Consider the following 20,698-nt stretch of genomic DNA (forward strand, 5'->3'; position numbering starts at 1 on the left):
ACTTGCCGACTCTCTTCCTTAGGTGTGACAAATCACATTCACCCCGAGCTGCTCCCTACTCTTGATGATGCGCTCGACCTCATAGCCGAGCGCCCTAGTTTGCTCCGCAATCACATCGGTTGTTCTGGCCACTCAATGTCAGTGGCATTCACATCAACACGACTCAACAGCACCGCGTATTTTTGCCATTCAGTCAGCACTGCTTTTTCTTCATCCGTGGCCATATCGAGGTCTACCGCATCCTGAAGGGGGCAATAGCGGTGGAGGCACTCTCTCAACCCCCAATGGAGTGATAGCAAACCTCCATTGCACGCCCCCGCCCGGAATTACTCCACAGATTCCACTGCACTGAAAACCCTGTTTTTGACAAATTTCTGGCTCTCATCACCCAGCCGTTAACTTCTGGGTCGCCATTTTCTTTCACAAAAAGAAACGGGATTTCGGTAAATACTTTCGGGAAAACGACATCAAGCGGCGCACCATATGTTGAATCCAGACGCCCAAAAATTTCTATCTTCCCGTCCGAAAATTTTCTCCAGTAATACCCTGTACCAGACCCCGTTTCTACGATATCGACTAAACCGTTTTTTTGGGGCTGGAAGGTATTCCTCAGGTAAGCGTCCAGCCATTGATTGCCCCACATGCTACCGTAGATATAGCCAACCGACTTAAAAATGATTACAGCCAATGCCCTGATATGTGGCAAAAAATACAGATAATTGTTATCAAAATAATGTCGCTTGGCTATATAAAAAACTCTACGTCATCCGAAAGCCGACGAAAGCGCCCGGCAAGCATTTCAACAAAAAAACAACAGTATGAAAAAGAAGGTAAATCTATTGTTTTTATTGATGAAAGTGGTTTTCCACATGATACCCCACGGACTCACGGCTATTCCCCAAAAGGTCAACGGTGTTTTGGCCTGAAGAACGGGGGAGCCAAGGGAAGAACAAATGTTATCGGCGCGTTATTAGGCACAACGCTGTTTGCTATCGGATTATTTGATATCAATATTAACAGCGATGTTTTCTATTCCTGGGTCACACAAGTCCTTATCCCAGTACTCCCTAAAAACAGGGTAATCGTGATGGACAATGCAACTTTTCACAAAAAACATAACATTCAACAAGTCATCATCGATGCAGGGTATATGGTGGAGTATTTGCCTACATATTCGCCAGATCTTAACCCCATTGAGCATAAATGGACACAAGCAAAAAGCAAAAAAAGAGAGAGTGGTTGCAATATAGGCAAGCGACTTAAAAATGATTACAGCCAATGCCGTGATATGTGGCAAAAAAATACAGCTAATTGTTATCAAAATAATGTCGCTTGGCTATAGTTCCAGATTTGGACTGATGCTTCTCATGCCCGAGGTGATGGGTCATTTCAGCATTAAGGGCAGCCTCAACGCTGATCTTTTTCAGCAGGCGATCAAACTGGTTGAGAGCGTCAGGGGTTTTGAGATTTTTGGCCAGCTCGTTAGCCAGAGCCTGTAACTGTTTTTCGTCCATAAAGTAACCTGCTTTTGATGTTGGATTGAACATATCAAAATCAGGCAATTACACAATCTCGTGTACAGGCTCTTATTATTGTGTTATTTGTGTATCGTATGTCGCGTGACTCATGGTTTTCCAACTCTGACCGTTATCTTTAGATAACATGCGCCAGCAGCGACATAGCCGCATTGATAAATAACCGGTTCGTTGGATGCGTTTTGCGCGCTTAAGCCCTTCACGGTATAAGCGCTTAAATAACTTCTCCCGCTCTCTTATCCTGTTAGGTATTTTAGGCTGTGTCCCTTAATTGCGTAACCGGCGGTAAAACAAGCGGATGCAGCCCAGTTTCACCATTGCTAGATAGTTTCTTGCCATTTTTTCATAACGTGTGGCGATCCGTCGATATTCCTTTAAACGGCCAAAACACCTTTCCACAACGTTGCGACGGCGATAAGCATCACGATCAAGTTGCGAGCGTCCATCTGAAGCCAGTTTTTCATTTGATTTTCGGGGAATAACCGTTTTTATCCCTCTTTTTTTCAACTCGTTACGTAGTGCATTCCCAGAGTAGGCTTTGTCAGCCAGTACTGCATGGCCACGACGCTTCATGCTGCCGTTCCGGCGTTGCACGCCAATTCCGTCCAGGAGTCGTAACGTAAACAGGCTTTCGTGACCCTGCCCAGCACTCAGTACGATGTTTAGCGGGATGCCGCTTCCGTCAGTCGCCATGTGGATTTTGGTGCCATAACCACCTCGTGAGCGACCCAAGCTATTATCGTTGGTAATATAGCCAAGCGACATTATTTTGATAACAATTAGCTGTATTTTTTTGCCACATATCACGGCATTGGCTGTAATCATTTTTAAGTCGGTTGGCTATATCGAGATGTTTTTTTGAGCGCCAGCCGCACATTTGAGCGCACGGATATTACTGCCATCCAGCGCAGTGGCTGACCAGTCAACAAGTCCATGAGCATCAAGAAATGAAAGTAACTTATTGAAAATAATGTTAATGATTCTAGACTTTGACCATCTGTTGAAACGATTATAAACGGTTTTCCATGGGCCGTAACGTTCAGGTAAATCACGCCATGGTGCGCCTGAACGCAGTATCCAGAACATGCCGTTGAAGATTTTTCGGTGTTCTGCCCACGGCCGGCCGGTCCGCGGAGATGTCAAAACGGTTGGCAACAAGGGCTCAATGATTGCCCATGCTTCATCAGAAAGATCGTAGCGAGCCATAATCAAAAGTGTCGTAGAAACAGATGGATACTATAGCTCAAGCAATTAAGGGACACATCCTAATATTCCCGGTTGACAGGCACGATAGGCATAATCGAGCTGGAAGGTGCGTTTGCATGGCTGACAACGGTAACGATGATGGCCACTTTTGCCATAAGCGTGTTTTTTCACAGGATATGTCTGTTCACAAAAAGGGCATCTTACATCAACTTTAGCCACTGTATTCCACATCCAAAACCGGATATTTTACATTGCAATCAACATATTGAATACACGATCAAATAATGCGACAGAGCCCCTACTTGCCGTGATACGGCGTGAAGCGAACCTGTAACGGCTCAATGTCTACCGTAGTGAGCGCTCCATTTCGTTTCAACTTCCCGTTCCAGCAATCATCGCAGCAAAGCCAGCCCCGAGTGTAATAGCAAACACGGTAGCAAGTACCACTACAGTAGCGGCAGCCCCAGCTCCTACTGCGGCTGCCGTTTTACCTTTGGAAATATCTTTTCGCTCAAATGAGACCATATCCTCATATGGGATAAATTGCCCTGAACTCGTGATCAGCCCCTGGGGCTTGATACTCTGGATAGTTATAGTGTCATGACTGCCATTTTTTAGTTTGTATTGAACGACATCGCCTGCATAAAGAGGGGGATCAAGCTTATAATACGTGTAGCTGTTGTTTAACTGCTGCTGACGCAGCTGTACCGGATAATAAGAAGTACATCCAGTCATAATGATAGTTGACGCAACTAACACCCCAGCAATCCAGTTCGAGCTTTTCATTTTCGTATCCTGCTTATTGTGATCTTGAATAACTCTAGCCAATATATTAGCAGTTAGTTTAGGATATTCAAACCAACGATCATTGAAAGGCTTTGTTGAATAAATCGAACTTTTAGGTGATTGGCGGATCTGATCTCTACAGTCGTTTCAGCATCGTGTTCCCATGGCAAAGCAAAAGTTCAAAATCACCAGCTGGCCTGAATACAACAAAGCACTAAGGCTGCGTGGCTCTCTTACGGTATGGCTCGATGAGACAGCCGTTGCTGCATGGACTGACCGTGCAGAGCCTGAAGGTCGTGGCCGACCGCTTCACTACACCGATATGGCTATTACCACGGTTCTGATGATGAAGCGGGTGTTTAACCTGTCGCTCCGGGCATTACAGGGCTTCGTTGACTCGATTTTTAAGCTGATGGGGCTGTCGTTGTACTACCCAGACTAGGCTGTGTCCCTTAATTGCGTAACCGGCGGTAAAACAAGCGGATGCAGCCCAGTTTCACCATTGCTATACCCAATAAACCTCAAGATGCAGGTTTGAGCACCTGAAAACGATCGTGAATTCTGGACGTCAGCGAGTCCGCTATTTCTGGTAGCGTATTGGTGAAAAAATTGAATATTGCATCCCGAAAATCGCGGGTGTTTTCAAAATAGCGATTATTCCGTGCATGCTCATTCATCACTTTCCACAGGCGTTCTATCGCGTTCAGATTCGGACTGTAAGGCGGTAAATAGTGAAGCTCTATGTTCACGACAAAGGCCCAATCCTTAATCAATTGGGTTCGGTGATAACCCGCACCATCCAGTATTACATGGATTCTCTGTCGGTAATCAGGGTAACGTTTGCGTATCTCAATGAAAAAACGAGCAATATTGTAGTCATTAATTGTTTTGTAATCGTGAATAACCGTACCGCCGATATCGCTCAGATTCAGCGCACCCAGTATATTCAGACGGGTTTGACTTCCCGTTGTTTTAACTGACTTTTTATGCCCTTTTCGTATCCATCCATAACTGAGCTTTGTGGCTTGTGTCGGATGAACCGCATCGATAAACAGAATCGGCTTATTGCCGGCTGTTTTCTTTAAATTCTCATAATATTCAATGAAATGCTTCTGATTTTTTTCACTGAATTTATGGGGTACGCCCGCCGGTTTTTTGTAGGAGAAACCATGACGGTGCAACCACTTGTTCATGCCGGGAATACTGAATCGGATAGCCCAGCGATGTTCGACATAAGCCACGATGTCGTGGGTATGATGGAAGAGATGTTGAGATAAATAGCTAATTAAGATCGCAGTCTTTTCAGCACAAAGCCGACTTGCAGACCCACCGTTTTCAGGTTTAAGTTTGCGAGTGTTGACGTAATCGTTGATATGTTGGTTTACCGTCGTTTCGTGCAGACGCAGAGCTTGCGCAATCATCGCAGAGCTCCAGCTTTCGGAGGCATAGGTATCTACACATCTTTTGCAATATCTGCTATTACGTTGCTGCATGATCTCAACTTATCCATCGGCGGGATTGATGCCCGCCTTAACCGGCGTTATCAGCGTCTGGTTAACCAACACATGACTCCCCCAGCACCATTGGCGTCAGCCGTTAAAGACCTTGCCTGCGCGCAGAAAACAACATTCGCCACTACTCAGGCCGTTTGGCGTTTTTTTAATAATGAACGTATTAGCTTCAGTCAGCTCAATGAACCGATTATTTCGCTGGCTCTCCGGCAGGTTGCACTTAGCCCGCATCCATACGCTCCCGTTGTTCACGACTGGTCTCATTTACAGTTTCGTACCCACAATGGGAAAGAAGAACGTTTGAAAATGACACATGGTGGCGACGTCGGTTATGAACTACAAACCAGCCTACTGCTTGATGCTGCAAATGGTTTACCAATAGAGCCCCTGTCTCAAACTCTAACCGATAGGGCGGGTTGTCGTTCAATGCTAACCGAGGGCTTGTCTGAGACTCTGACTCATATGGATGCTTTGACGGCTGATATAGCCAAGCGACATTATTTTGATAACAATTAGCTGTATTTTTTTGCCACATATCAGGGTATTTGCTGTAATTATTTTTAAGTCGTTTGGCTATATCGCCCGCGTTGAGTCTCTTGATACCGGGAAGAAGTTAGTTCATCTCATTGACCGTGAAGGTGACTCTATCGGGCATATGCGCACATTAAGCTCCCAGGGAATATGTTGGCTTATCCGGGGAAAGGAAGGGCATCGGGCCGAGTGGGGCGGTGACACCCGTAAAATTGGTGAAATTGCAGACGATCTGCCATTTATCGCAAACGGACAGGTTGGCTGGAAAGGGAAAAAAGCCAATATGGAGATCGGGGAAACATCCGTGATCATAACGCGAATAGCAAAACCGAAGCGGAAAGACAAGAGCACAGGACGGCGAGTAAAAGTTCAGCCAGGCGTAGCTCTGACACTCAGATTAGTTGTGGTTCGCCTTACCGATATCACGGTAAATTTATCGGACACTGGACGCTGCTCACAAACGTTAGCAACGAGATCACCAGCGCGGAAGTCGCTCGCTGGTATTACTGGCGCTGGGGTATTGAATCCTTTTTTAAGCTACTGAAAGGTGCCGCTCATGATGTAGAAAAATGGCTTCAGCGCAGTGCTGGTGCCCTGCTACGCAGGTTATTGATAGCTAGCATGGCATGTGTGCTGGTATGGCGGCTGCAACGCGCTGAAGGAGACGACAATGCGGCAGCCCGTCAGTTAATTTGCCGATTATCCGGACGACAACAAAAACGAGGGCGTAAAGAAAGCGCCCCAGCGCTGCTTGCCGGACTATCCATCCTGCTAAATACCTTGACGTTATTAGCAGACTATACCCCGTAAGAACTTGCCCACTTCGCTATGGTGGTTTTTAACCCTTTATGATGTGTAGATACCTATGCTATTGACCGGAGGGGACATGAGCACACTCCATATTTTTAAAGCGGGCACACATACGGATATGCATGGCCGCAAGATCGATTTCAGTGAGTCAATGATCGGCGACATGGTTCAGGCTTACGATCCGTCGCTGCACGAGGCCCCGATCGTGGTCGAGCATTCGCGTACCGATGACCCGGCTTACGGTTGGGTAAAGCGCCTGAGCACACAGGGACGTGACGTACTGGCAGAGCCGCACGAAGTCGACCCGGCGTTTGCCGAACTGGTGGCCAACAAGCGATTCAAGAAGATATCCTCCTCCTTCTACACCCCTGATTCCCCCAGTAACCCGAAACCCGGCATCTATTATCTGCGCCATGTGGGATTCCTGGGTGCACAGCCGCCCGCTATCAAGGGCCTCAAAACCGCCTCATTTGCCAAGGCAGAAGAGGGCGTGGTCGAATTTGCCGACTGGGGGTTGACCACCAGTGCGTCAATGTTCGCCCGACTGCGTGACTTCTTTATCGAGAAATTTGGTCGTGAAGCTGCCGACGAGGTCATCCCCGGCTGGCAAATCGACGCACTGCGGGACGCTGCCCAGATTGAGTCTGCATCACGCCCCGCGTTTACCGAATTTTCCACTGCTGCTCCGGCAGCGATCCTTCCACCCAACACTGAGGACAACACCGTGGATGAGAAAGAAAAGCAGCGCCTGACGCAGCAGAACGCCGACCTGAAACGTCAGTTTGACGCCCGTCGCCAGGCCGACAGTCAGGCGCGACAGCAAGCGGTGCACCACGCCAATGCCGCCTTCGCCGACGATTTGGTCACCCACGGGCGTCTGGCCCCTGCCGCCCGGAGCGTCATGGTGGCGATGCTCAATTTCGCCGATGCCGGCGAAGAGCCGGTCAGTTATACCGAAGGCAGTATCACTCAACCGCTTGGCGAAGCGTTTCGCTCTCTGTTGAAAAGTGCGGCACCCCTGGTTGACTTCAGTGAGGTGGCGACCAAAGACCGCCGCTCGCCGACCGTGCATACGACAGAATTTGCCGATGCCGATCCCGTCAAACTGGCCCTGCACCAGAAAGCGCAGGCCCTGGCGACGTCTGAAAACATTAGCTATGAAGCGGCGGTCAAGCGCTGCCTGTAAGGAGAAAGTATGTCTGATTATCTCAAGGGGAAGCGCGTCGTTGACCCGGTACTGACCACCGTGGGGCGCGGTTACAGGAACGCGTCCTTTATCGGCGAGCAGTTGTTCCCAGTGGTCCATATGGAAAAGGAAGGGGCGAAAGTGCCGACCTTTGGTAAAGGGGTGTTCGCGGTGTATGAAACCCAGCGCGCCGTGGGGGCCGACAGCAATATCATGATCCGCGAAAAGCAGGACGCGATGGATATCGTGCTGGATGAACATGATTTGGCCGCTCCCGTAGATTACCGGGAACGGGCGGAGTCGATGTTCAACGAGGAAGCCAAGGCCGCACGCCGCGCCACCAATGGCATTGAGCTGCGCCGTGAGGTGTATGCCGCCGAATTGGCGCAGAGCATCAATATCTACCCGGCGGATGCCGTCAAAAAACTCACCGCCGCTACCGGTTGGGGAGCCAGGGACAGCAACCCCCTCAAGGATATTGAAGGTGGCATGGAAGTTGTTCGCCAGAACATCGGCCTGCGTCCGAACGTGATCACCCTTGGTGCATCCGTGATGGCCCTGCTGCGGTTCCACCCGGCGCTGCAGGCTGCCATCGGTGCCAATGAGCGCAAGCGCATCACCGAGGAGATCCTCAAGGACCTGTTCCAGGTGGACAAGGTGCTGGTCGGCGCGCCACGGGCGATCGCCGAGGACGGCAAAAAGGTCTCCGACCTGTGGAAGGACAACGTGATGCTGCATTACGTGTCCGGGCCACAGACCAGCGGCGACAGCGCCGATGAACACGAGCCGTCGTTCGGTTACACCTTCCGCCGTCAGGGTATGCCGATGGTCGACAAGTTCGACAGTGTCGGCGGCAAGGTGGTGAACGTGCGTTACACCGATATCTACAAGGTGGCAGTGGTAGGCAGTGATGCCGGTTATCTTATCACCAACGTAAAAGGAGCCTGAGTCATGGTGACCCAACAGGTGGTACTGACCACCACAATGATTGCCGCCGAGGCGTTAACCCAGCACCGACTGGTCGGGTTATCTGGCAAGGTTTTCAAAGGCAGCGGTACCGAACTCGGTGTGGCTGACATCGCAGGCAAAAAAGGCGATGCAGTGCCGGTCAATGTCCTGGGCATTATGGCGGTCGAGGCCGGTAGTGCCATCAGTGTCGGCGAGTTACTGAAATCCGATGACCAGGGTCGGGTTATCCCGGAGTCTGCTTTGGAAAAAGGCGCATTACCGGCCTCGACGGTCGGGGCGGCGCTGGATGCGGCCACTGCCGAAGGTCAGCTTATCCGCATGGTGCGAGGTATCTGATGGATTACTGCACACCTGATGAGGTGGCGGCGGTCATTCCCCGCCAGACGCTGATTGAGCTGACGCAGGACGGGATGGTGATAGGCCAGGCGCTACCGGATGTGGTTAATGAAACGGTGGTTAATGAGGCTATCCGGTATGCGGTCGAGCTGATTGATGCGCATCTGCGCGGGCGCTATACCCTGCCGCTGACGCAGTTACCTACTGTCCTTAAGGATTTGGCGCTGAATCTGGTGTGCCATGCCCTCTATCGCCGCAGTCCTGAGGGTGACTTGCCGGACGCGGTCAAGGAAAGCTACCGCGCTACCGAGAAAACCCTGGTGGCGCTGCGCGACGGCAAGCTGACGCTGGGCATTCAGGCAACACAGAAGGATATGCCCGAGCCGGGGGAATACCGTGTCCGCAGCCGGGAACGGCAGTTCGGTGGCTCTGATGGCCTGTTGGAGCGCTACTAATGGATACCCGTACCCTACTGAGCGCGGTGGTTGAACGACTGCGCCTTCAGCTGCCGGGGCTGCATGTGGATTTTTTCCCCGAACGGCCTGAGCAGTTCCGCCTGAATCATCCGCACGGGGCTGTGCTGGTCAGCTACGGCAAATCCCGCTTTGGCCAGACGCAGGATATCGGCGTGGTTATTCAGCCGCAGACCGTCAGACTGACCGCCACGGTGGTGGTGAGGCAGCTTAACGGCAAAGACGGCGCGGTGGCGGTACTTGACCTGGTGCGCCAGTGTCTGGGCGGCTGGCGTCCACCCGACTGCCAGCGTGATATCTGGCTGGTCGAGGAGGTCTTTTTGGGGCAGACCGAGGGGCTGTGGCAATACGCGCTCACTGTTGAGACCGTGACGGTCTTTATCCAGAACGACAGCCCCGAAGACAATCCCCCGTTAACCCAGATAAACCCTGAGGAGCAATAAAGATGGCCCTGTTTCGTTATGACGGCCCACCCAGTGGCGTCACCCTGCGTACCGGCGAGGTGCTGCAGGAAGTCCTGCTCTGGCCGGGGCGGGAAGTGAAAATGCCGGAAGATCATGAGTACACCCAGACACTGGTGTGCCTCGGCTATCTGATGCGCCTGGATGCGCAACCGGTCTACCTTGAACCGGCGGCGCGTCCGGTGAAATCCCGCCCCGCCAATACCCCCTCGCCGCCAGAGAAGACGGGCGAGCGTAAAACAGACAGCCCGGGCACGGAGGGAGAAAAAGCATGAGCGATCCCTATGTACACGGCCCGGAAACCATTGAGGTCGAGCGCGGCCCCCGTCCGGTACGTGCCGTCAAATCATCAGTGATAGGACTGATGGGCACCGCCCCGACGGGCGCGGTGAATCAACCGATACAATGCCTGTCAGAAAAGGACGCCGCCCAGTTTGGCCCGGAAATCGACGGTTTTACGATACCGCAGGCGCTGGGGGCGATTTACGATCATGGGGCAGGTACGGTGGTGGTTATCAACGTACTGGATCCAACACGGCACACCCAGCACGTGGATGAAAGCGAGCTGAAATTTGATGCACAGCATCAACGTGCCCACCTTCGCTATGGGTACGTGAGCGCACTGGTATTGAAAAGTGCTGATAGCCAAACTACGTATCGGCGAGAGACGGATTATCGGCTTGAGCCGGTGAGCGGTACGCTAACACGGCAAGCCAACGGCGCTATCCCGGCAGGCGAAGCCTGTATCGCCAGCTACGATCATCTGGATACCGGTCAGGTCACGGCGGCAGATATTCTGGGCAGTATCGATACCGCCGGACGACGGAGCGGCATCAAGGTACTCGACGATGTTTATAATCTGCTGGGCTATGATGCCAAAATTTTGATTGCACCAGTCTATTGTACCCAGACCTCGGCCACCACCGAGCTGGCGGCCTATGCCGACAAGCTCAAGGCCATCGCCTATGTGGATGCGCCGATTGGCACCACCTTTGCGCAGGCTATCGCCGGTCGCGGATCGTCTGGCACCATCAACTTCAACACCGCCTCCGAGCGTGTTCGTCTGTGCTAGTCAACGACGATCGAAAAGTTATCCCACCATTCTTAATGGTGTTTAAAAGACCCTGACCGCGCCAGGGGACAGACTGTCAGGGTCAAGAAATCCTCTCAACCCAGGAGCTTATTATGCACGACACTTACCCCCTGCGTTTTCCCTATCCGCTGGCCAACGGCGAGATGCTGACCCAGGTCACCGTGCGTCGGTTGACCGTGCGCGACATGAAACAGGTACGCAAGCAAAGTCAGGACCCATCAGATTTGGATGAATTGCTGGTTGCCAGCATGACCGGGCTGTTACCGGAAGATTTGGACAAGATGGATCTGGCGGATTACCAGGCATTGCATGGCCGATTTCGCGGCTTTGCGGGGCTGGATACAGTATCCGGGACAACTGCGTAAGGCGGAGGCGTTACTGGCGAGGTGGTTTCGCTGGCAGCCCAGTGAGATTGACGGACTGCCGGTAGAGGAATTTGAGGGCTACCTTAAGGAAGCGGGCGAACAGATAAAGCGTGAAATTGTACGGAGAACAGTCCAAAAAAGAAAGCGAAAAAAACCTTCAGCGGCGAAAAAAGCCAGTGCGATAAAGGGGCCAAAACAGAACGCGAGAAGGGCTAAACCCAGGCCAATCACCGCTGTAGCGATGCCGGACATCATAAAAATGGTTATCCATGACTCGCTTCTGGCCACCATGGGCTCTATTACCCAGTACAGGCCATAACAGTAACATGCCGCCACCACCATACCGATCAGCCCGTTATAGATGTTAAGACGCGTTTCCATGGTTGCCCTCCTTATTCATTATTAGTGAGTTTACCCTTATGGCGAGTGGTTTTTCAATTGGTGTTGTCGTCTCCGCCGCCCTGCACGGCACGTTCCGGGCTGTTATGGGGAATTCCCAACGGGCACTGGAACGGCTAAGTTCTGCGACCACCCAACTACAGCAGCGTCAGGCATCGCTGACGCGGGCGGTTAGCCGATACGGCGACATTGACGGAGATGCCGCCCGCCGCCTGAACGGTGAACTGACCCGCGTTGGCCATACCCTGTCCCGACTGGAAAGTCAGCAGGCACGCCTGACACGCGCCACCGCCACCGCCTTGCGTGATAATCGCATGAACATCTACGGTCAGGGACTGGAGAGCTACGGCATGGCTCGGGCGGCCTATGGTGCCGTTCAGCCGTCAGTAAAAAAGTACATGTCCTTTCAGGACAACATGATCGATATGGCGATCACGGCGGGCTTTAACACGAAAACCCGCGACGCACTGTGCAAGGATATTCGTGCCTGGAGCCTGCAGTACACTCAGACCCAGGACGATTTACAGGCAGCAAGCAGCTCACTGATTGGCAATAATATCGATGATTTAGATGATCTCCGCGCCTACCTGCCCAGTATTGCCCGCGCGGCCACGGCCACAAAAACCCCGGCAGAGCTGTGGGCGCAAGCCGCCTTTACCACCAAACAGTCGCTGGGCATCGCCGCCAAAGATTTCGCCGCCGTACAGAACATCATGACCTATGGTGGTAAAGCGGGATCGTTTGAAATGGCTGACCAGGTGAAGTGGTTACCCGATTTAGCCCCACAAATGGCGAATGTAGCCCAGGGTAAGGAGGCCGTTGCGGAGATGGTGGCAGCCTTACAGGTGGCAAAAATTGGGGCGGGTAGTTCAGATAAAGCGGCGAATAATTTTAATAATTTTCTCGAAAAACTGTATGCCCCAGAAACAAAAAAACGCTTTGCCGATGTGCATATCGATATTGAAAAGTCATTAATGCAGCAAAAAGCGTATGGCATTTCGCCGATTGAAGGGATGATGAATACCCTGCAAACCTATTTGGCGCAAAAAAGTCCGCAAGCCCTGGCACAATTTAAATCGGCGATGGCGCTGCAAGACGATAAGGCTCGCGATAAGGCGTTATTGGCCCTTCAGCAAAATTTTGGGTTGGGTGAACTGTTCGCCGATATGCAGGTGATGGCGTTTGTGCGACCGATGCTGGCCAATATGGAGAAGTACCGCACTATCCGTGCTGAAGCCCTTAACGCCGCCGACACCGACGTGCTGGCAGGCGATTTCACCCGTCGCCTGGCATTGCCCATTGAGAAAATGAAGCAATTGATGATCGCCAGCAGTGATTTGGGGATCAGTATCGGGGAGCAGCTCACACCGCAAGTCGTCGGATTTGTCGATACGGTTGTGCCCTTGATAACTCAGATCAACAGCTGGGTTCAGGCTAACCCTCAACTTGTGCAAAGCATTGCCGGTGTTGTTGGGGGATTGCTGGCCTTTAAAATCGGGCTATTGGGTGTGCGAATGGTGTTAAACCTGGTTGCCACTCCATTTATCTCGCTTTGGAAAGGCTTTCAGACAGTTCGCAGCGGCGGGTTACTGATGTCTGCCACCTTTAGCTAGGGTGGCAGCCTTCGCCGTCTGGCCGGACTCATGGGCCGACTCTCACGCAGCGCGTTGCGTCTGGGGGCGGTGCTCGGCGGCGGACTGGTGCGTGGCCTGATGATAGCAGGACGTGCCGTGCTGTTTATTGGTCGGGCACTGATGCTTAATCCCATTGGGCTGCTGATCACCGGTATTGCTGTCGGCGCTTTCCTGATTTATCGCTACTGGGGGCCCATTAGCGCCTGGTTCAAAGCCCGCTGGTCGGATATCAAACAGGCGTTTTCCGGCGGCATCGGTGGCGTCGCGGCGCTGATTATCAGCTGGTCGCCGGTGGGGCTGTTCTATAAGGCGTTCGCGGGGGTTATGCGCTATTTTACTATTGAGTTACCCGCCAATTTTACCGATTTCGGTCGCAACCTGATTGAGGGACTGGTCAGCGGTATTCGCAGCAAGCTGACCGCGGCGAGAGAGAGTATCACCGAGTTTGGCGGCAGTATCAAAAACTGGTTTAGCGAGACGCTGGGTATTCATAGCCCCTCTCGGGTCTTTATGGGCTTTGGGGACAATATCGTTGAGGGGGCGGCAATCGGTATCCGACGCACCACCCCAAAAACTCGCAGCGCGACCCGCGACTGGCTGGCGGCGTTGTTGCAGGCAGGCGCAGGGCTGGCACTGCCGGGTCCGATTGGATGGCGGCCTTGCCCGCGTCGGGGCTGGGGCAGACGCTGCGCCAGGCGGTGGGCTTTGCCCGGCAGGCGCAATCGGCACTACAAACCGCCTCCAGCGTCATCCGGGTAGCGCGCCAGATGAAAAGCAATCCGGTGGCGGCGCTGACCCGCGTACCCGGCGTACTGACCAGTCTCGGCGATGTGGCCGCCCCACTGGCGCAATCGCAACCCTGGCTGCGCTAGCTTACCGGCACCTTACCCGACGCTATCCCGCTCCTGCGGGCGAGCGGTGAGGCGGCAACGATGATAGACCATGCCCAGGACACCCTGCGCGGCCTTGCGCTGGGCGAGAGTCAACATCTGCCCGGTGCGCTCGATACGGTCGCTGGTCTGGTTGGCTATAGAGTGCCGCTCAACGAACCTCAGAAAGTCTGCATTGCCTCATTTTGTCCTTGGAATATCGGCCCGGCTAATTGCTTCACATCAACGTTCTACCGCAAATTAAATGCAGGCGATTTGATTGGTGCCTGTAAAGAAATTAAGCGCTGGATTTGGGACGGTGGGAAAGATTGCCGTATCCGCTCAAACAACTGTTACGGGCAGATTGAACGGTGCGAGCAGGAATCTGAATTAACCTGCTGGGGGCTGGATAAATGAACACGGCTACGCGACTTGTTGTTTTCCTGTTAGCGCTGGCGTCCATCGTCGACGCGGGTGCCTGGCTGGCTGCGCACCACTACCAACCCACCATTGATAACCTCAATGTGCTGCTGACAACATGCAAAACGGAGAAGCGCCAGCAGGATGCGGCGATATAGCCAACCGACTTAAAAATGATTACAGCCAATGCCCTGATATGTGGCAAAAAAATACAGCTAATTGTTATCAAAATAATGTCGCTTGGCTATATCAGCCCAAAACAACGGCGTGGCGGCATTAAAACTTTTAGCCAACCTGCGAAGCCAGTGCAAAAGCAAAACAAGAGGAAGCCCGCAAATCGGCACAAACGGAGTATGCCGCCGCGAATGCCGTTCTGTCTGAACAAACCATGGGTGAAGCATGCGCGGCGGCGTCAGCGGCGTTTGATGATGAGCTACGGCGGGAGCGTTCGAAATGAATCGCGTAATTCTGGTGGGTGTTTTGGTGCTGGTGGGTTGTGGTGAAACACCGCGCCCTGATCCTGCTTATGTCGAGGTTAAAGTTCCTGTGCCGGTACCGTGCAAAACTGCCGAGGTATCAAAACCGGCTTTTGCCGTTGACCAGTTAAATATAGGCGCGCCCATCGATCAGCAGATGCGCGCGCTACGTGCAGAACGTCACCAGCGTATAGGCTACGAGAAGGAATTAGAATCGGCTATAAATGCTTGTGAGTGATTAGCAGGTTTCAATCCTGAAAAGAACCGTACAGGAGGTATAAATTGATGCGGGTATTTAATCGGGTACATTAAATATCAATAAATATAATTTCATTTAATATCAATATATTGATATTTTAATTTAATTCTTCAATCAAGGGACAAGTCAAAATTGATTGATGCAGTCATGAAGAATTTACAAATCAACGTGCTATACCCATCATAGGCTTTGTTGAATAAATAGAACTTTTGGGTAATCATCGGAGCAGATCAACACAGTTGTGGGGCTTTGTTGAATAAACATATTTTATGCTGCACCACCGGTGAAACGACAGATCCTCGCAACGCAAAATCATGCAGTTAGGCTTCATAAGAAAACTGTAAACCTGAGGTAACAAGCATTTTCTACCAAAACTGGCTGGCAAAACAGCATGACTCACTATTATTCAACAAAGCCGAACTGACAGAGAAGCAACATAAGAACGTCAAACGTGATATCGAGAAGATGCTCGTAGACCTCGGAGAAGATGCGCTCACTTTTGAGCACATCTATCTGGACTCCATGAATCGTCAACAAACTGAGTATCTGCTCGATCGCGACCATACCGAGTGCCTGCTCACAGGTTACAGCGCTGTTCACCGTATGCGCGTTATCAAACGCTGGCATGACCTCGAAAAACTGGCGGCTATACCTGCCTTGCCGGAAAACTACATCTCCGCCCTAGAAGCCTTGCTGGAATCGAAAAAGAGTGAAGCTGCACTGGTACTAGTCAACAAAGAGCAGGCCGCCGAGATTCACGACATCAAGAGCTTGTTCAAGGAGGGCATGACCCCAACCCAGTTCTGCAAAATGCTCAACGGCATCAATACCCAAAAGGTTAACGGCTGGCTCGCTGAGCGCAACTGGCTACACAACAAAAGCCAATCAGGTATCCGCTGGCGTGCAACATCCTACGCTCGCGACAGATATAGCCAAGCGACATTATTTTGATAACAATTAGCTGTATTTTTTTTCACATATCAGGGCATTGGCTGTAATCATTTTTAAGTCGGTTGACTATACAATAATGAGCGAACTCATCAGGGAAAAATGTGCTGCGGGCGTACGCCGATGGCCAGTTTACTCGATGGAAAACGGATCTGGGCAGAAAAGAATCTGAACCAGATGTAATCTGACAGACACCTGTATAAATAATCGGTAACTGTTAGATCAGGTCTGAGCTAGTACAAATCACAGGAGCACCCCATGAATTATGCATTCGCGGGTCATGCTGCCCTCATGGGGAGCTATCACCCGGAAGAAACCCACTTGGATAAATGGGTTAAATGGCTGCGAAACGGATACCGAAAGCTTATCGCTATCCTCGAACAGCAAGGCAAGCCTCTACGACCTGCCCCAGCACCTTAACCAAGGCTGTTACAGCCTGAAATCCCCTTCACCCCGCATTTCTTCGATTGGTCATTCCCCCGCCTGCCCGCCGTCATGACGAACGGCGCAGTGGCTTAATTTTAGCAGAGGTCAATTATGGCATACATCACCTTATCCGAGTGGAATCGGCGGCAACCCCGCCCGCGTTGTATGGAAACCGTCAGGCGATTGGTCAGGAGCGGAATGATTTTTCCCGCACCGATACGAGATGGGCGCGAGTATCTGGTTGAGGAAAATGCCTGCAAGCTCACCCAGAATAAAAACCTTCGCTCATCAGGTTACCTTCATCCCGCCCTGTTATCGAGGATAAAACATGGCACGCCGGAGAAGCCATAAGAACCGCGATTTGCCGCCAAACCTGCAACCGCGCAACGGCGGCTATTTTTGCTACCGTGACCCGCGCACCGGAAAAGAATATGGCCTGGGCCGCCATCGACAGGAGGCCATTACACAAGCCATCGCCGCTAATATGGCGATTTATGGCTCATCAAAACCATCACCGCTCGTTGACCGCATCAACGACACACAGGCGACCACAGTTAGCGAATGGACTGAACGCTATCTGACGATACTCGAAGGACGGAAACTCAAGCCGAAAACGATGAGCGAGTACCATAAATACCTGAAAGCCGTTAACGCCCATTTAGGGGAATTTGCTCTTCAGATTCAGAAAGTAGAAACCAAAGACATTGCCTCGTTCCTTAATCTGTATTAGTCGCGACTAATAAAATTCATGACCCTGACGGCTTTGTTGAATAATAGGTAATCATGCTGTTTTTCCATGCCAGTTTTGGTTGAAAATGCTTGTACATCTCAGGTGTACACTTTTCTCATGATGCCTAACTGCATGATTTTACGTTGCGAGGATCTGTCGTTTCACTGGGCTGCCAGCATAAAATCTATTTATTCAACAAAGCCGACCCTGACTGCTTTTCCCTGACCATCAGAATGAACGTATTCAGGTCCTTTAGCCACTTCTGTTGTTCGGACGAATATGTGGAATGCAGCAAGGCAGGGACAACAAGTTGAACGTTTTCAGTGGCCATTTCCTTCGTCTGGTTTTCGCTGATACTTGGCTGTAGAGTCAACAAATGCTTTGCCGGTATACGTGAAGCTTCGGAAAGAATCTGTCTCCACCTATCCTTGCATGTCGATTTCACACCCAGCATGGTCAGGTTGAAATGGGCGAAATCCGGATCGCGGTACTCGACAATGCTAGGAAACAGAAAATCGGGTTTGCATCTGTTCTCGGTTACAACGCCCCGGCTGTAACGAATGCCGTTTTCTTTGAAAATAATCTCAAGGTGGTTCTCAAGGGCCAGCCCAACGCGACTTTTTCGTCTGTTCTGCACCGACAGGGAAAATTGCAAAAAACCATCAGTGTCAACGATACCATTCCCTTTTGGTGAAAACCCCTTCGACAGCTTGTCCGCTATCAGATACCGTTCCAGCGTTCGAAAAAGAATTTCTTCGCGTTCCATCCATGTCATGAGAACCGAGTCCGGGTTGTCGATCGGATGAATATCGGCTAGCGTTGATCTGGCGTATGCTGAAAACTCGCGCGTCGATGGGAAGCCTGCCGGGAATTTCTCCAGCATCTCATCCAGACAGCTGTCAGTTCGAGACTCAACGACTATACCTATATTTTCCAAAACAACTCTGGCGGAAAACGCTATCCTGTCCTGCTCAGTCTCCAGTTCAGACCTTGCTGAAAAGCCTGGATGATTCAATTTTGAAAATCCAAAAAGCCACTCAATCTGCCTTCCAATACTGGATCCGTTTTCTGCGACGATTACAATAAGGTTACCATCTCGTTTTTTGGCAATAACCAGCAAATCACCTTCACTGGAATTAAGTGACACATTTGTTGTGGGGAAATATAGGCGATACTCGCTTCTGGGCTTTCCTGTCCTATTATCAACAGTTCCTGCCCGTCGATCACCGTAGGTAAGATAAGCATCCTCGACCAGAGGACCTGCGTCATCGTCATTAAGATAGATAAACCGGGCAGGGATTTGCACTTTTTTACCGGGCCTGCCAAGGAATTTTTCCATTGCTTTGGTGGCATTGTATTCGTGCTGGTTTGAGCACCTTGTATCAACCTCAACGGAACGCAGTCGCTTGGCTGCAACACCTTCAAAATAATCAGACAAATACCCTGACTTCATCTTCTTGCCTCGAATAATCTGGCATCGCTATAAAGCCAGTCAGCAATATCCTGCGCTACTCCATAGATATCTTTTCCAGCGCCGCGCAAGGCACATTCCCATACGATTCCAACCCTCCAGCCATCAGACATAAGAGCGTCTCTCACCTGATTGTCTCTTTTCTGGTTTAGCCCGATCTTATCACGCCAGAATTCCGGGCGTGTTCTAGGCCATTTGAATAACGGGCAGTCGTGTCCATGCCAGAAACACCCATGCACAAACACTACCGCATGGTAGCGAGACAGCACGATATCAGGCTTGCCAATCAGACCACTGCCATGAATACGGAACCGGAACCCCTGACGATGAAGCAGGCGGCGCACAAGCATTTCAGGTCTGGTGTTGCCCCCACGTATGCCGGACATCATCCTGCTACGCGTTGCCCTGTCAACAATATCGGCCATCAGTAACGCGATGACCATGGAGTTGGGTTGTCATCCTGTTCTTTTGCGATCAGCACCTTGACATGCGGGATCATGATGCGGGCGACCTCCTGCATTACAGGCATGACGACGCTGTTACCAAACTGGCGATACGCCTGCGTATCACTGACCGGTATTCTAAAGTTATCAGGAAATCCCATCAATCGCGCACACTCCCTTGGCGTCAGTCTGCGAGGCCTGACTTTATCCTTTTGCCACAGGAGTATTTCCGAACCATCCTTGTAATACCGTGCGGATAACGTACGCGTAACGCTGTCCGGATAAACCATACCGAATCCGAAACCGTTACCCGCAGCCCTGTGTTTTTTCGCGTAAGTCTGCAGGTAGTCCCATAATTTCGGTGTTAACGTATACTTTGCCTGAACAGACTGGCTTTTATGGTCAAAGAAACGGTCACCATCCCATTCCAGCAGTGGTTCACTACCATCATTTTTATGCAGAATGCACAATAATTGAATATTTTTATCAGGAAATTCAAGGTCATTCCACGAAAAATCAGTTTTCCCCCTGAAGCCTACGATAATAATCCTTTCTCGATGCTGTGGTGTGAAGTGCTTGCCGTCGATGATCCGGTAATGAACCTCATACCCAAGCTCATCACGCAATGTTTGCAAAATAACAGAGAAGGTATTCCCCTTGTTGTGAGATATCAGGTTCTTCACGTTTTCCAGCAGGAACGCCTTTGGCTGTTTGGCCGCAATGATGCGTGCCACATCAAAGAACAGGGTACCTTGCGTCGTACATTCGAATCCGTGAGGCCTGCCGAGCGCGTTCTTCTTGCTTACTCCAGCAATACTGAATGGCTGGCAGGGAAACCCACCAAGAAGCACGTCATGGTCTGGTACATCAGAGGCCGAAAACGGAACGATATCTCCCACAAATCGGTGACTGTTACCATAGTTCTCTATGTACGTCTTTTTAGAAAATTCATTCCATTCACTGGTGAATACGCATTCTCCGCCTTGAGATTCGAAGCCCATTCTAATTCCTCCAATCCCGGCAAACAGATCTATGAAAGTAAACTGGTAGTCGTTGGCAGAAGCATTACACATGCCTCTTCTTAACAACTCCCTAAGGGCAGGGGAAACCATAACAGGGCATTGTGTTTCCCCTGCCTCCCACCTCCTCACTGTTCTGCGCGATACCCCCAGCATTTCAGCAATTTTACCTTGTGAATATATTTCCCTTGCCTGTCGAAGCATATCCAGTTGTTGGCATTGTTCCACTGTTATCTCCTGGTTAAAGTTGAGACATTATGTCTCACTGGATTATCTTTTTAAAGTAAAAAAGCAAATTCACCAACAGGTTCAATGACTCTCTGAAAACCTCCTCCGGCACTT

General features: G+C 51.0%; 26 protein-coding genes and 9 pseudogenes. 23 read left to right on the forward strand and 12 right to left on the reverse strand.

The features are described 5' to 3' along the window. Window positions 1–110 precede the first annotated feature (110 nt). Window positions 111–248: pseudogene (locus ACD630_RS10125) on the reverse strand (tail fiber assembly protein); the annotation flags it as partial. Window positions 249–274: 26 nt separating this feature from the next. Continuing rightward, window positions 275–643, reverse strand: a complete 369-nt coding sequence (locus ACD630_RS10130; protein WP_430358972.1) for a hypothetical protein — start codon at window positions 641–643, stop codon at window positions 275–277. A 90-nt stretch (window positions 644–733) separates the two neighbouring features. Here ACD630_RS10130 and ACD630_RS10135 point away from each other — a divergent pair, with 90 nt between their 5' ends. Further along, entirely contained in the window at window positions 734–1,342 is a 609-nt protein-coding gene (locus tag ACD630_RS10135) for an IS630 family transposase (protein WP_430359978.1), read from the forward strand. Here the strand turns inward: ACD630_RS10135 and ACD630_RS10140 are convergent. From ACD630_RS10140 to ACD630_RS10160, 5 genes and pseudogenes are all read right to left on the reverse strand, one after another. After that, window positions 1,323–1,514 (reverse strand): annotated as a pseudogene (locus ACD630_RS10140) (IS256 family transposase); the annotation flags it as partial. The gene ACD630_RS10135 and the pseudogene ACD630_RS10140 sit on opposite strands and share 20 nt — an antisense overlap. A 75-nt stretch (window positions 1,515–1,589) precedes the next feature. Continuing rightward, the gene (locus ACD630_RS10145) at window positions 1,590–1,787 is read right to left on the reverse strand and encodes a hypothetical protein (RefSeq protein WP_430359979.1); all 198 of its coding nucleotides are present in this window, start codon (window positions 1,785–1,787) and stop codon (window positions 1,590–1,592) included. 15 nt (window positions 1,788–1,802) lie between these two features. Beyond that, window positions 1,803–2,741: pseudogene (locus tag ACD630_RS10150) on the reverse strand (IS5 family transposase). Window positions 2,742–2,804: 63 nt separating this feature from the next. After that, a pseudogene (locus ACD630_RS10155) lies at window positions 2,805–2,960 on the reverse strand (IS1 family transposase); the annotation flags it as partial. Between the two features lie 153 nt (window positions 2,961–3,113). Beyond that, the gene (locus ACD630_RS10160; protein WP_430358973.1) at window positions 3,114–3,527 is read right to left on the reverse strand and encodes a hypothetical protein; all 414 of its coding nucleotides are present in this window, start codon (window positions 3,525–3,527) and stop codon (window positions 3,114–3,116) included. A 163-nt stretch (window positions 3,528–3,690) separates the two neighbouring features. Between ACD630_RS10160 and ACD630_RS10165 the strand changes: the two are divergent. Further along, window positions 3,691–3,966 (forward strand): annotated as a pseudogene (locus ACD630_RS10165) (transposase); the annotation flags it as partial. Between the two features lie 82 nt (window positions 3,967–4,048). Here the strand turns inward: ACD630_RS10165 and ACD630_RS10170 are convergent. Continuing rightward, window positions 4,049–5,020: an IS630 family transposase gene (locus ACD630_RS10170; RefSeq protein ID WP_430358974.1), complete on the reverse strand. Its 972-nt coding sequence runs from the start codon at window positions 5,018–5,020 to the stop codon at window positions 4,049–4,051. Here ACD630_RS10170 and ACD630_RS10175 point away from each other — a divergent pair. From ACD630_RS10175 to ACD630_RS10225, 11 genes and pseudogenes are all read left to right on the forward strand, one after another. After that, window positions 5,012–5,554 carry a hypothetical protein gene (locus ACD630_RS10175; RefSeq protein ID WP_430358975.1) on the forward strand — a complete coding sequence of 181 codons (543 nt, stop codon included), beginning with the start codon at window positions 5,012–5,014 and terminating at the stop codon, window positions 5,552–5,554. The two genes, ACD630_RS10170 and ACD630_RS10175, sit on opposite strands and share 9 nt — an antisense overlap. Further along, window positions 5,541–6,113, forward strand: a complete 573-nt coding sequence (locus tag ACD630_RS10180; protein WP_430358976.1) for a hypothetical protein — start codon at window positions 5,541–5,543, stop codon at window positions 6,111–6,113. Before ACD630_RS10175 ends, ACD630_RS10180 begins: the two co-directional genes overlap by 14 nt. 77 nt (window positions 6,114–6,190) lie before the next feature. After that, complete coding sequence (locus ACD630_RS10185) at window positions 6,191–6,379, forward strand: hypothetical protein (RefSeq protein ID WP_430358597.1); 189 nt, start codon at window positions 6,191–6,193, stop codon at window positions 6,377–6,379. A 76-nt stretch (window positions 6,380–6,455) separates the two neighbouring features. Continuing rightward, entirely contained in the window at window positions 6,456–7,565 is a 1,110-nt protein-coding gene (locus tag ACD630_RS10190; RefSeq protein ID WP_430358977.1) for a peptidase, read from the forward strand. Window positions 7,566–7,574: 9 nt separating this feature from the next. Continuing rightward, entirely contained in the window at window positions 7,575–8,513 is a 939-nt protein-coding gene (locus tag ACD630_RS10195) for a hypothetical protein (protein ID WP_430358214.1), read from the forward strand. Between the two features lie 3 nt (window positions 8,514–8,516). Further along, a complete protein-coding gene (locus ACD630_RS10200; protein ID WP_430358213.1) occupies window positions 8,517–8,870 on the forward strand; it encodes a capsid cement protein in 354 nt (117 codons plus the stop codon). Further along, entirely contained in the window at window positions 8,870–9,325 is a 456-nt protein-coding gene (locus tag ACD630_RS10205; RefSeq protein WP_430358212.1) for a gp436 family protein, read from the forward strand. The genes ACD630_RS10200 and ACD630_RS10205 overlap by 1 nt, the downstream gene beginning before the upstream one ends. After that, window positions 9,325–9,786: a Gp37 family protein gene (locus ACD630_RS10210; RefSeq protein WP_430358978.1), complete on the forward strand. Its 462-nt coding sequence runs from the start codon at window positions 9,325–9,327 to the stop codon at window positions 9,784–9,786. Before ACD630_RS10205 ends, ACD630_RS10210 begins: the two co-directional genes overlap by 1 nt. Before the next feature lie 2 nt (window positions 9,787–9,788). Then, window positions 9,789–10,079 carry a hypothetical protein gene (locus ACD630_RS10215; RefSeq protein WP_430358979.1) on the forward strand — a complete coding sequence of 97 codons (291 nt, stop codon included), beginning with the start codon at window positions 9,789–9,791 and terminating at the stop codon, window positions 10,077–10,079. 500 nt (window positions 10,080–10,579) lie between these two features. Further along, window positions 10,580–10,873 (forward strand): annotated as a pseudogene (locus tag ACD630_RS10220) (phage tail sheath subtilisin-like domain-containing protein); the annotation flags it as partial. A 116-nt stretch (window positions 10,874–10,989) separates the two neighbouring features. Then, window positions 10,990–11,262: a phage tail assembly protein gene (locus ACD630_RS10225; protein WP_010615536.1), complete on the forward strand. Its 273-nt coding sequence runs from the start codon at window positions 10,990–10,992 to the stop codon at window positions 11,260–11,262. Between the two features lie 78 nt (window positions 11,263–11,340). Here ACD630_RS10225 and ACD630_RS10230 read toward each other — a convergent pair whose 3' ends face one another. Then, window positions 11,341–11,643, reverse strand: a complete 303-nt coding sequence (locus ACD630_RS10230) for a hypothetical protein (RefSeq protein ID WP_430358206.1) — start codon at window positions 11,641–11,643, stop codon at window positions 11,341–11,343. A 104-nt stretch (window positions 11,644–11,747) separates the two neighbouring features. Between ACD630_RS10230 and ACD630_RS10235 the strand changes: the two are divergent. The 10 genes and pseudogenes from ACD630_RS10235 to ACD630_RS10280 all read left to right on the forward strand — a co-directional run. Continuing rightward, window positions 11,748–13,907 (forward strand): annotated as a pseudogene (locus ACD630_RS10235) (phage tail tape measure protein); the annotation flags it as partial. Window positions 13,908–14,293: 386 nt separating this feature from the next. After that, window positions 14,294–14,581 (forward strand): annotated as a pseudogene (locus ACD630_RS10240) (lysozyme); the annotation flags it as partial. After that, window positions 14,578–14,742, forward strand: a complete 165-nt coding sequence (locus tag ACD630_RS10245) for a hypothetical protein (protein WP_430358980.1) — start codon at window positions 14,578–14,580, stop codon at window positions 14,740–14,742. The pseudogene ACD630_RS10240 and the gene ACD630_RS10245, both read left to right, overlap by 4 nt. 15 nt (window positions 14,743–14,757) lie before the next feature. Continuing rightward, complete coding sequence (locus tag ACD630_RS10250; protein WP_430358981.1) at window positions 14,758–15,087, forward strand: hypothetical protein; 330 nt, start codon at window positions 14,758–14,760, stop codon at window positions 15,085–15,087. After that, complete coding sequence (locus ACD630_RS10255; RefSeq protein ID WP_430358982.1) at window positions 15,038–15,298, forward strand: hypothetical protein; 261 nt, start codon at window positions 15,038–15,040, stop codon at window positions 15,296–15,298. Before ACD630_RS10250 ends, ACD630_RS10255 begins: the two co-directional genes overlap by 50 nt. A gap of 441 nt (window positions 15,299–15,739) precedes the next feature. Then, entirely contained in the window at window positions 15,740–16,270 is a 531-nt protein-coding gene (locus ACD630_RS10260; protein ID WP_430359980.1) for a Rha family transcriptional regulator, read from the forward strand. 69 nt (window positions 16,271–16,339) lie between these two features. After that, window positions 16,340–16,450, forward strand: a pseudogene (locus ACD630_RS10265) (IS481 family transposase); the annotation flags it as partial. Window positions 16,451–16,525: 75 nt separating this feature from the next. Beyond that, complete coding sequence (locus ACD630_RS10270; RefSeq protein ID WP_367273023.1) at window positions 16,526–16,687, forward strand: protease FtsH-inhibitory lysogeny factor CIII; 162 nt, start codon at window positions 16,526–16,528, stop codon at window positions 16,685–16,687. A 171-nt stretch (window positions 16,688–16,858) separates the two neighbouring features. Beyond that, a complete protein-coding gene (locus ACD630_RS10275) occupies window positions 16,859–17,044 on the forward strand; it encodes an excisionase (RefSeq protein ID WP_430359962.1) in 186 nt (61 codons plus the stop codon). Continuing rightward, window positions 17,022–17,423: a phage integrase Arm DNA-binding domain-containing protein gene (locus ACD630_RS10280; RefSeq protein ID WP_430358983.1), complete on the forward strand. Its 402-nt coding sequence runs from the start codon at window positions 17,022–17,024 to the stop codon at window positions 17,421–17,423. The genes ACD630_RS10275 and ACD630_RS10280 overlap by 23 nt, the downstream gene beginning before the upstream one ends. A 184-nt stretch (window positions 17,424–17,607) precedes the next feature. Here the strand turns inward: ACD630_RS10280 and ACD630_RS10285 are convergent, their stop codons facing one another. From ACD630_RS10285 to dcm, 3 genes are read right to left on the reverse strand one after another with little or no spacing between them, the layout of a single operon-like run. Further along, the gene (locus ACD630_RS10285; RefSeq protein ID WP_430358984.1) at window positions 17,608–18,876 is read right to left on the reverse strand and encodes a type II restriction endonuclease; all 1,269 of its coding nucleotides are present in this window, start codon (window positions 18,874–18,876) and stop codon (window positions 17,608–17,610) included. Then, window positions 18,873–19,337 carry a very short patch repair endonuclease gene (locus ACD630_RS10290; protein ID WP_430358985.1) on the reverse strand — a complete coding sequence of 155 codons (465 nt, stop codon included), beginning with the start codon at window positions 19,335–19,337 and terminating at the stop codon, window positions 18,873–18,875. The genes ACD630_RS10285 and ACD630_RS10290 overlap by 4 nt, the downstream gene beginning before the upstream one ends. Further along, on the reverse strand, window positions 19,319–20,560 hold the full coding sequence (gene dcm / locus ACD630_RS10295) for a DNA (cytosine-5-)-methyltransferase (protein ID WP_430358986.1): 1,242 nt from the start codon (window positions 20,558–20,560) through the stop codon (window positions 19,319–19,321). The genes ACD630_RS10290 and dcm overlap by 19 nt, the downstream gene beginning before the upstream one ends. Window positions 20,561–20,698: the final 138 nt, after the last annotated feature.

Origin of the sequence: Symbiopectobacterium sp. RP (assembly GCF_050472005.1) — a bacterium.
In the GTDB taxonomy this organism is placed as follows: domain Bacteria; phylum Pseudomonadota; class Gammaproteobacteria; order Enterobacterales; family Enterobacteriaceae; genus Symbiopectobacterium.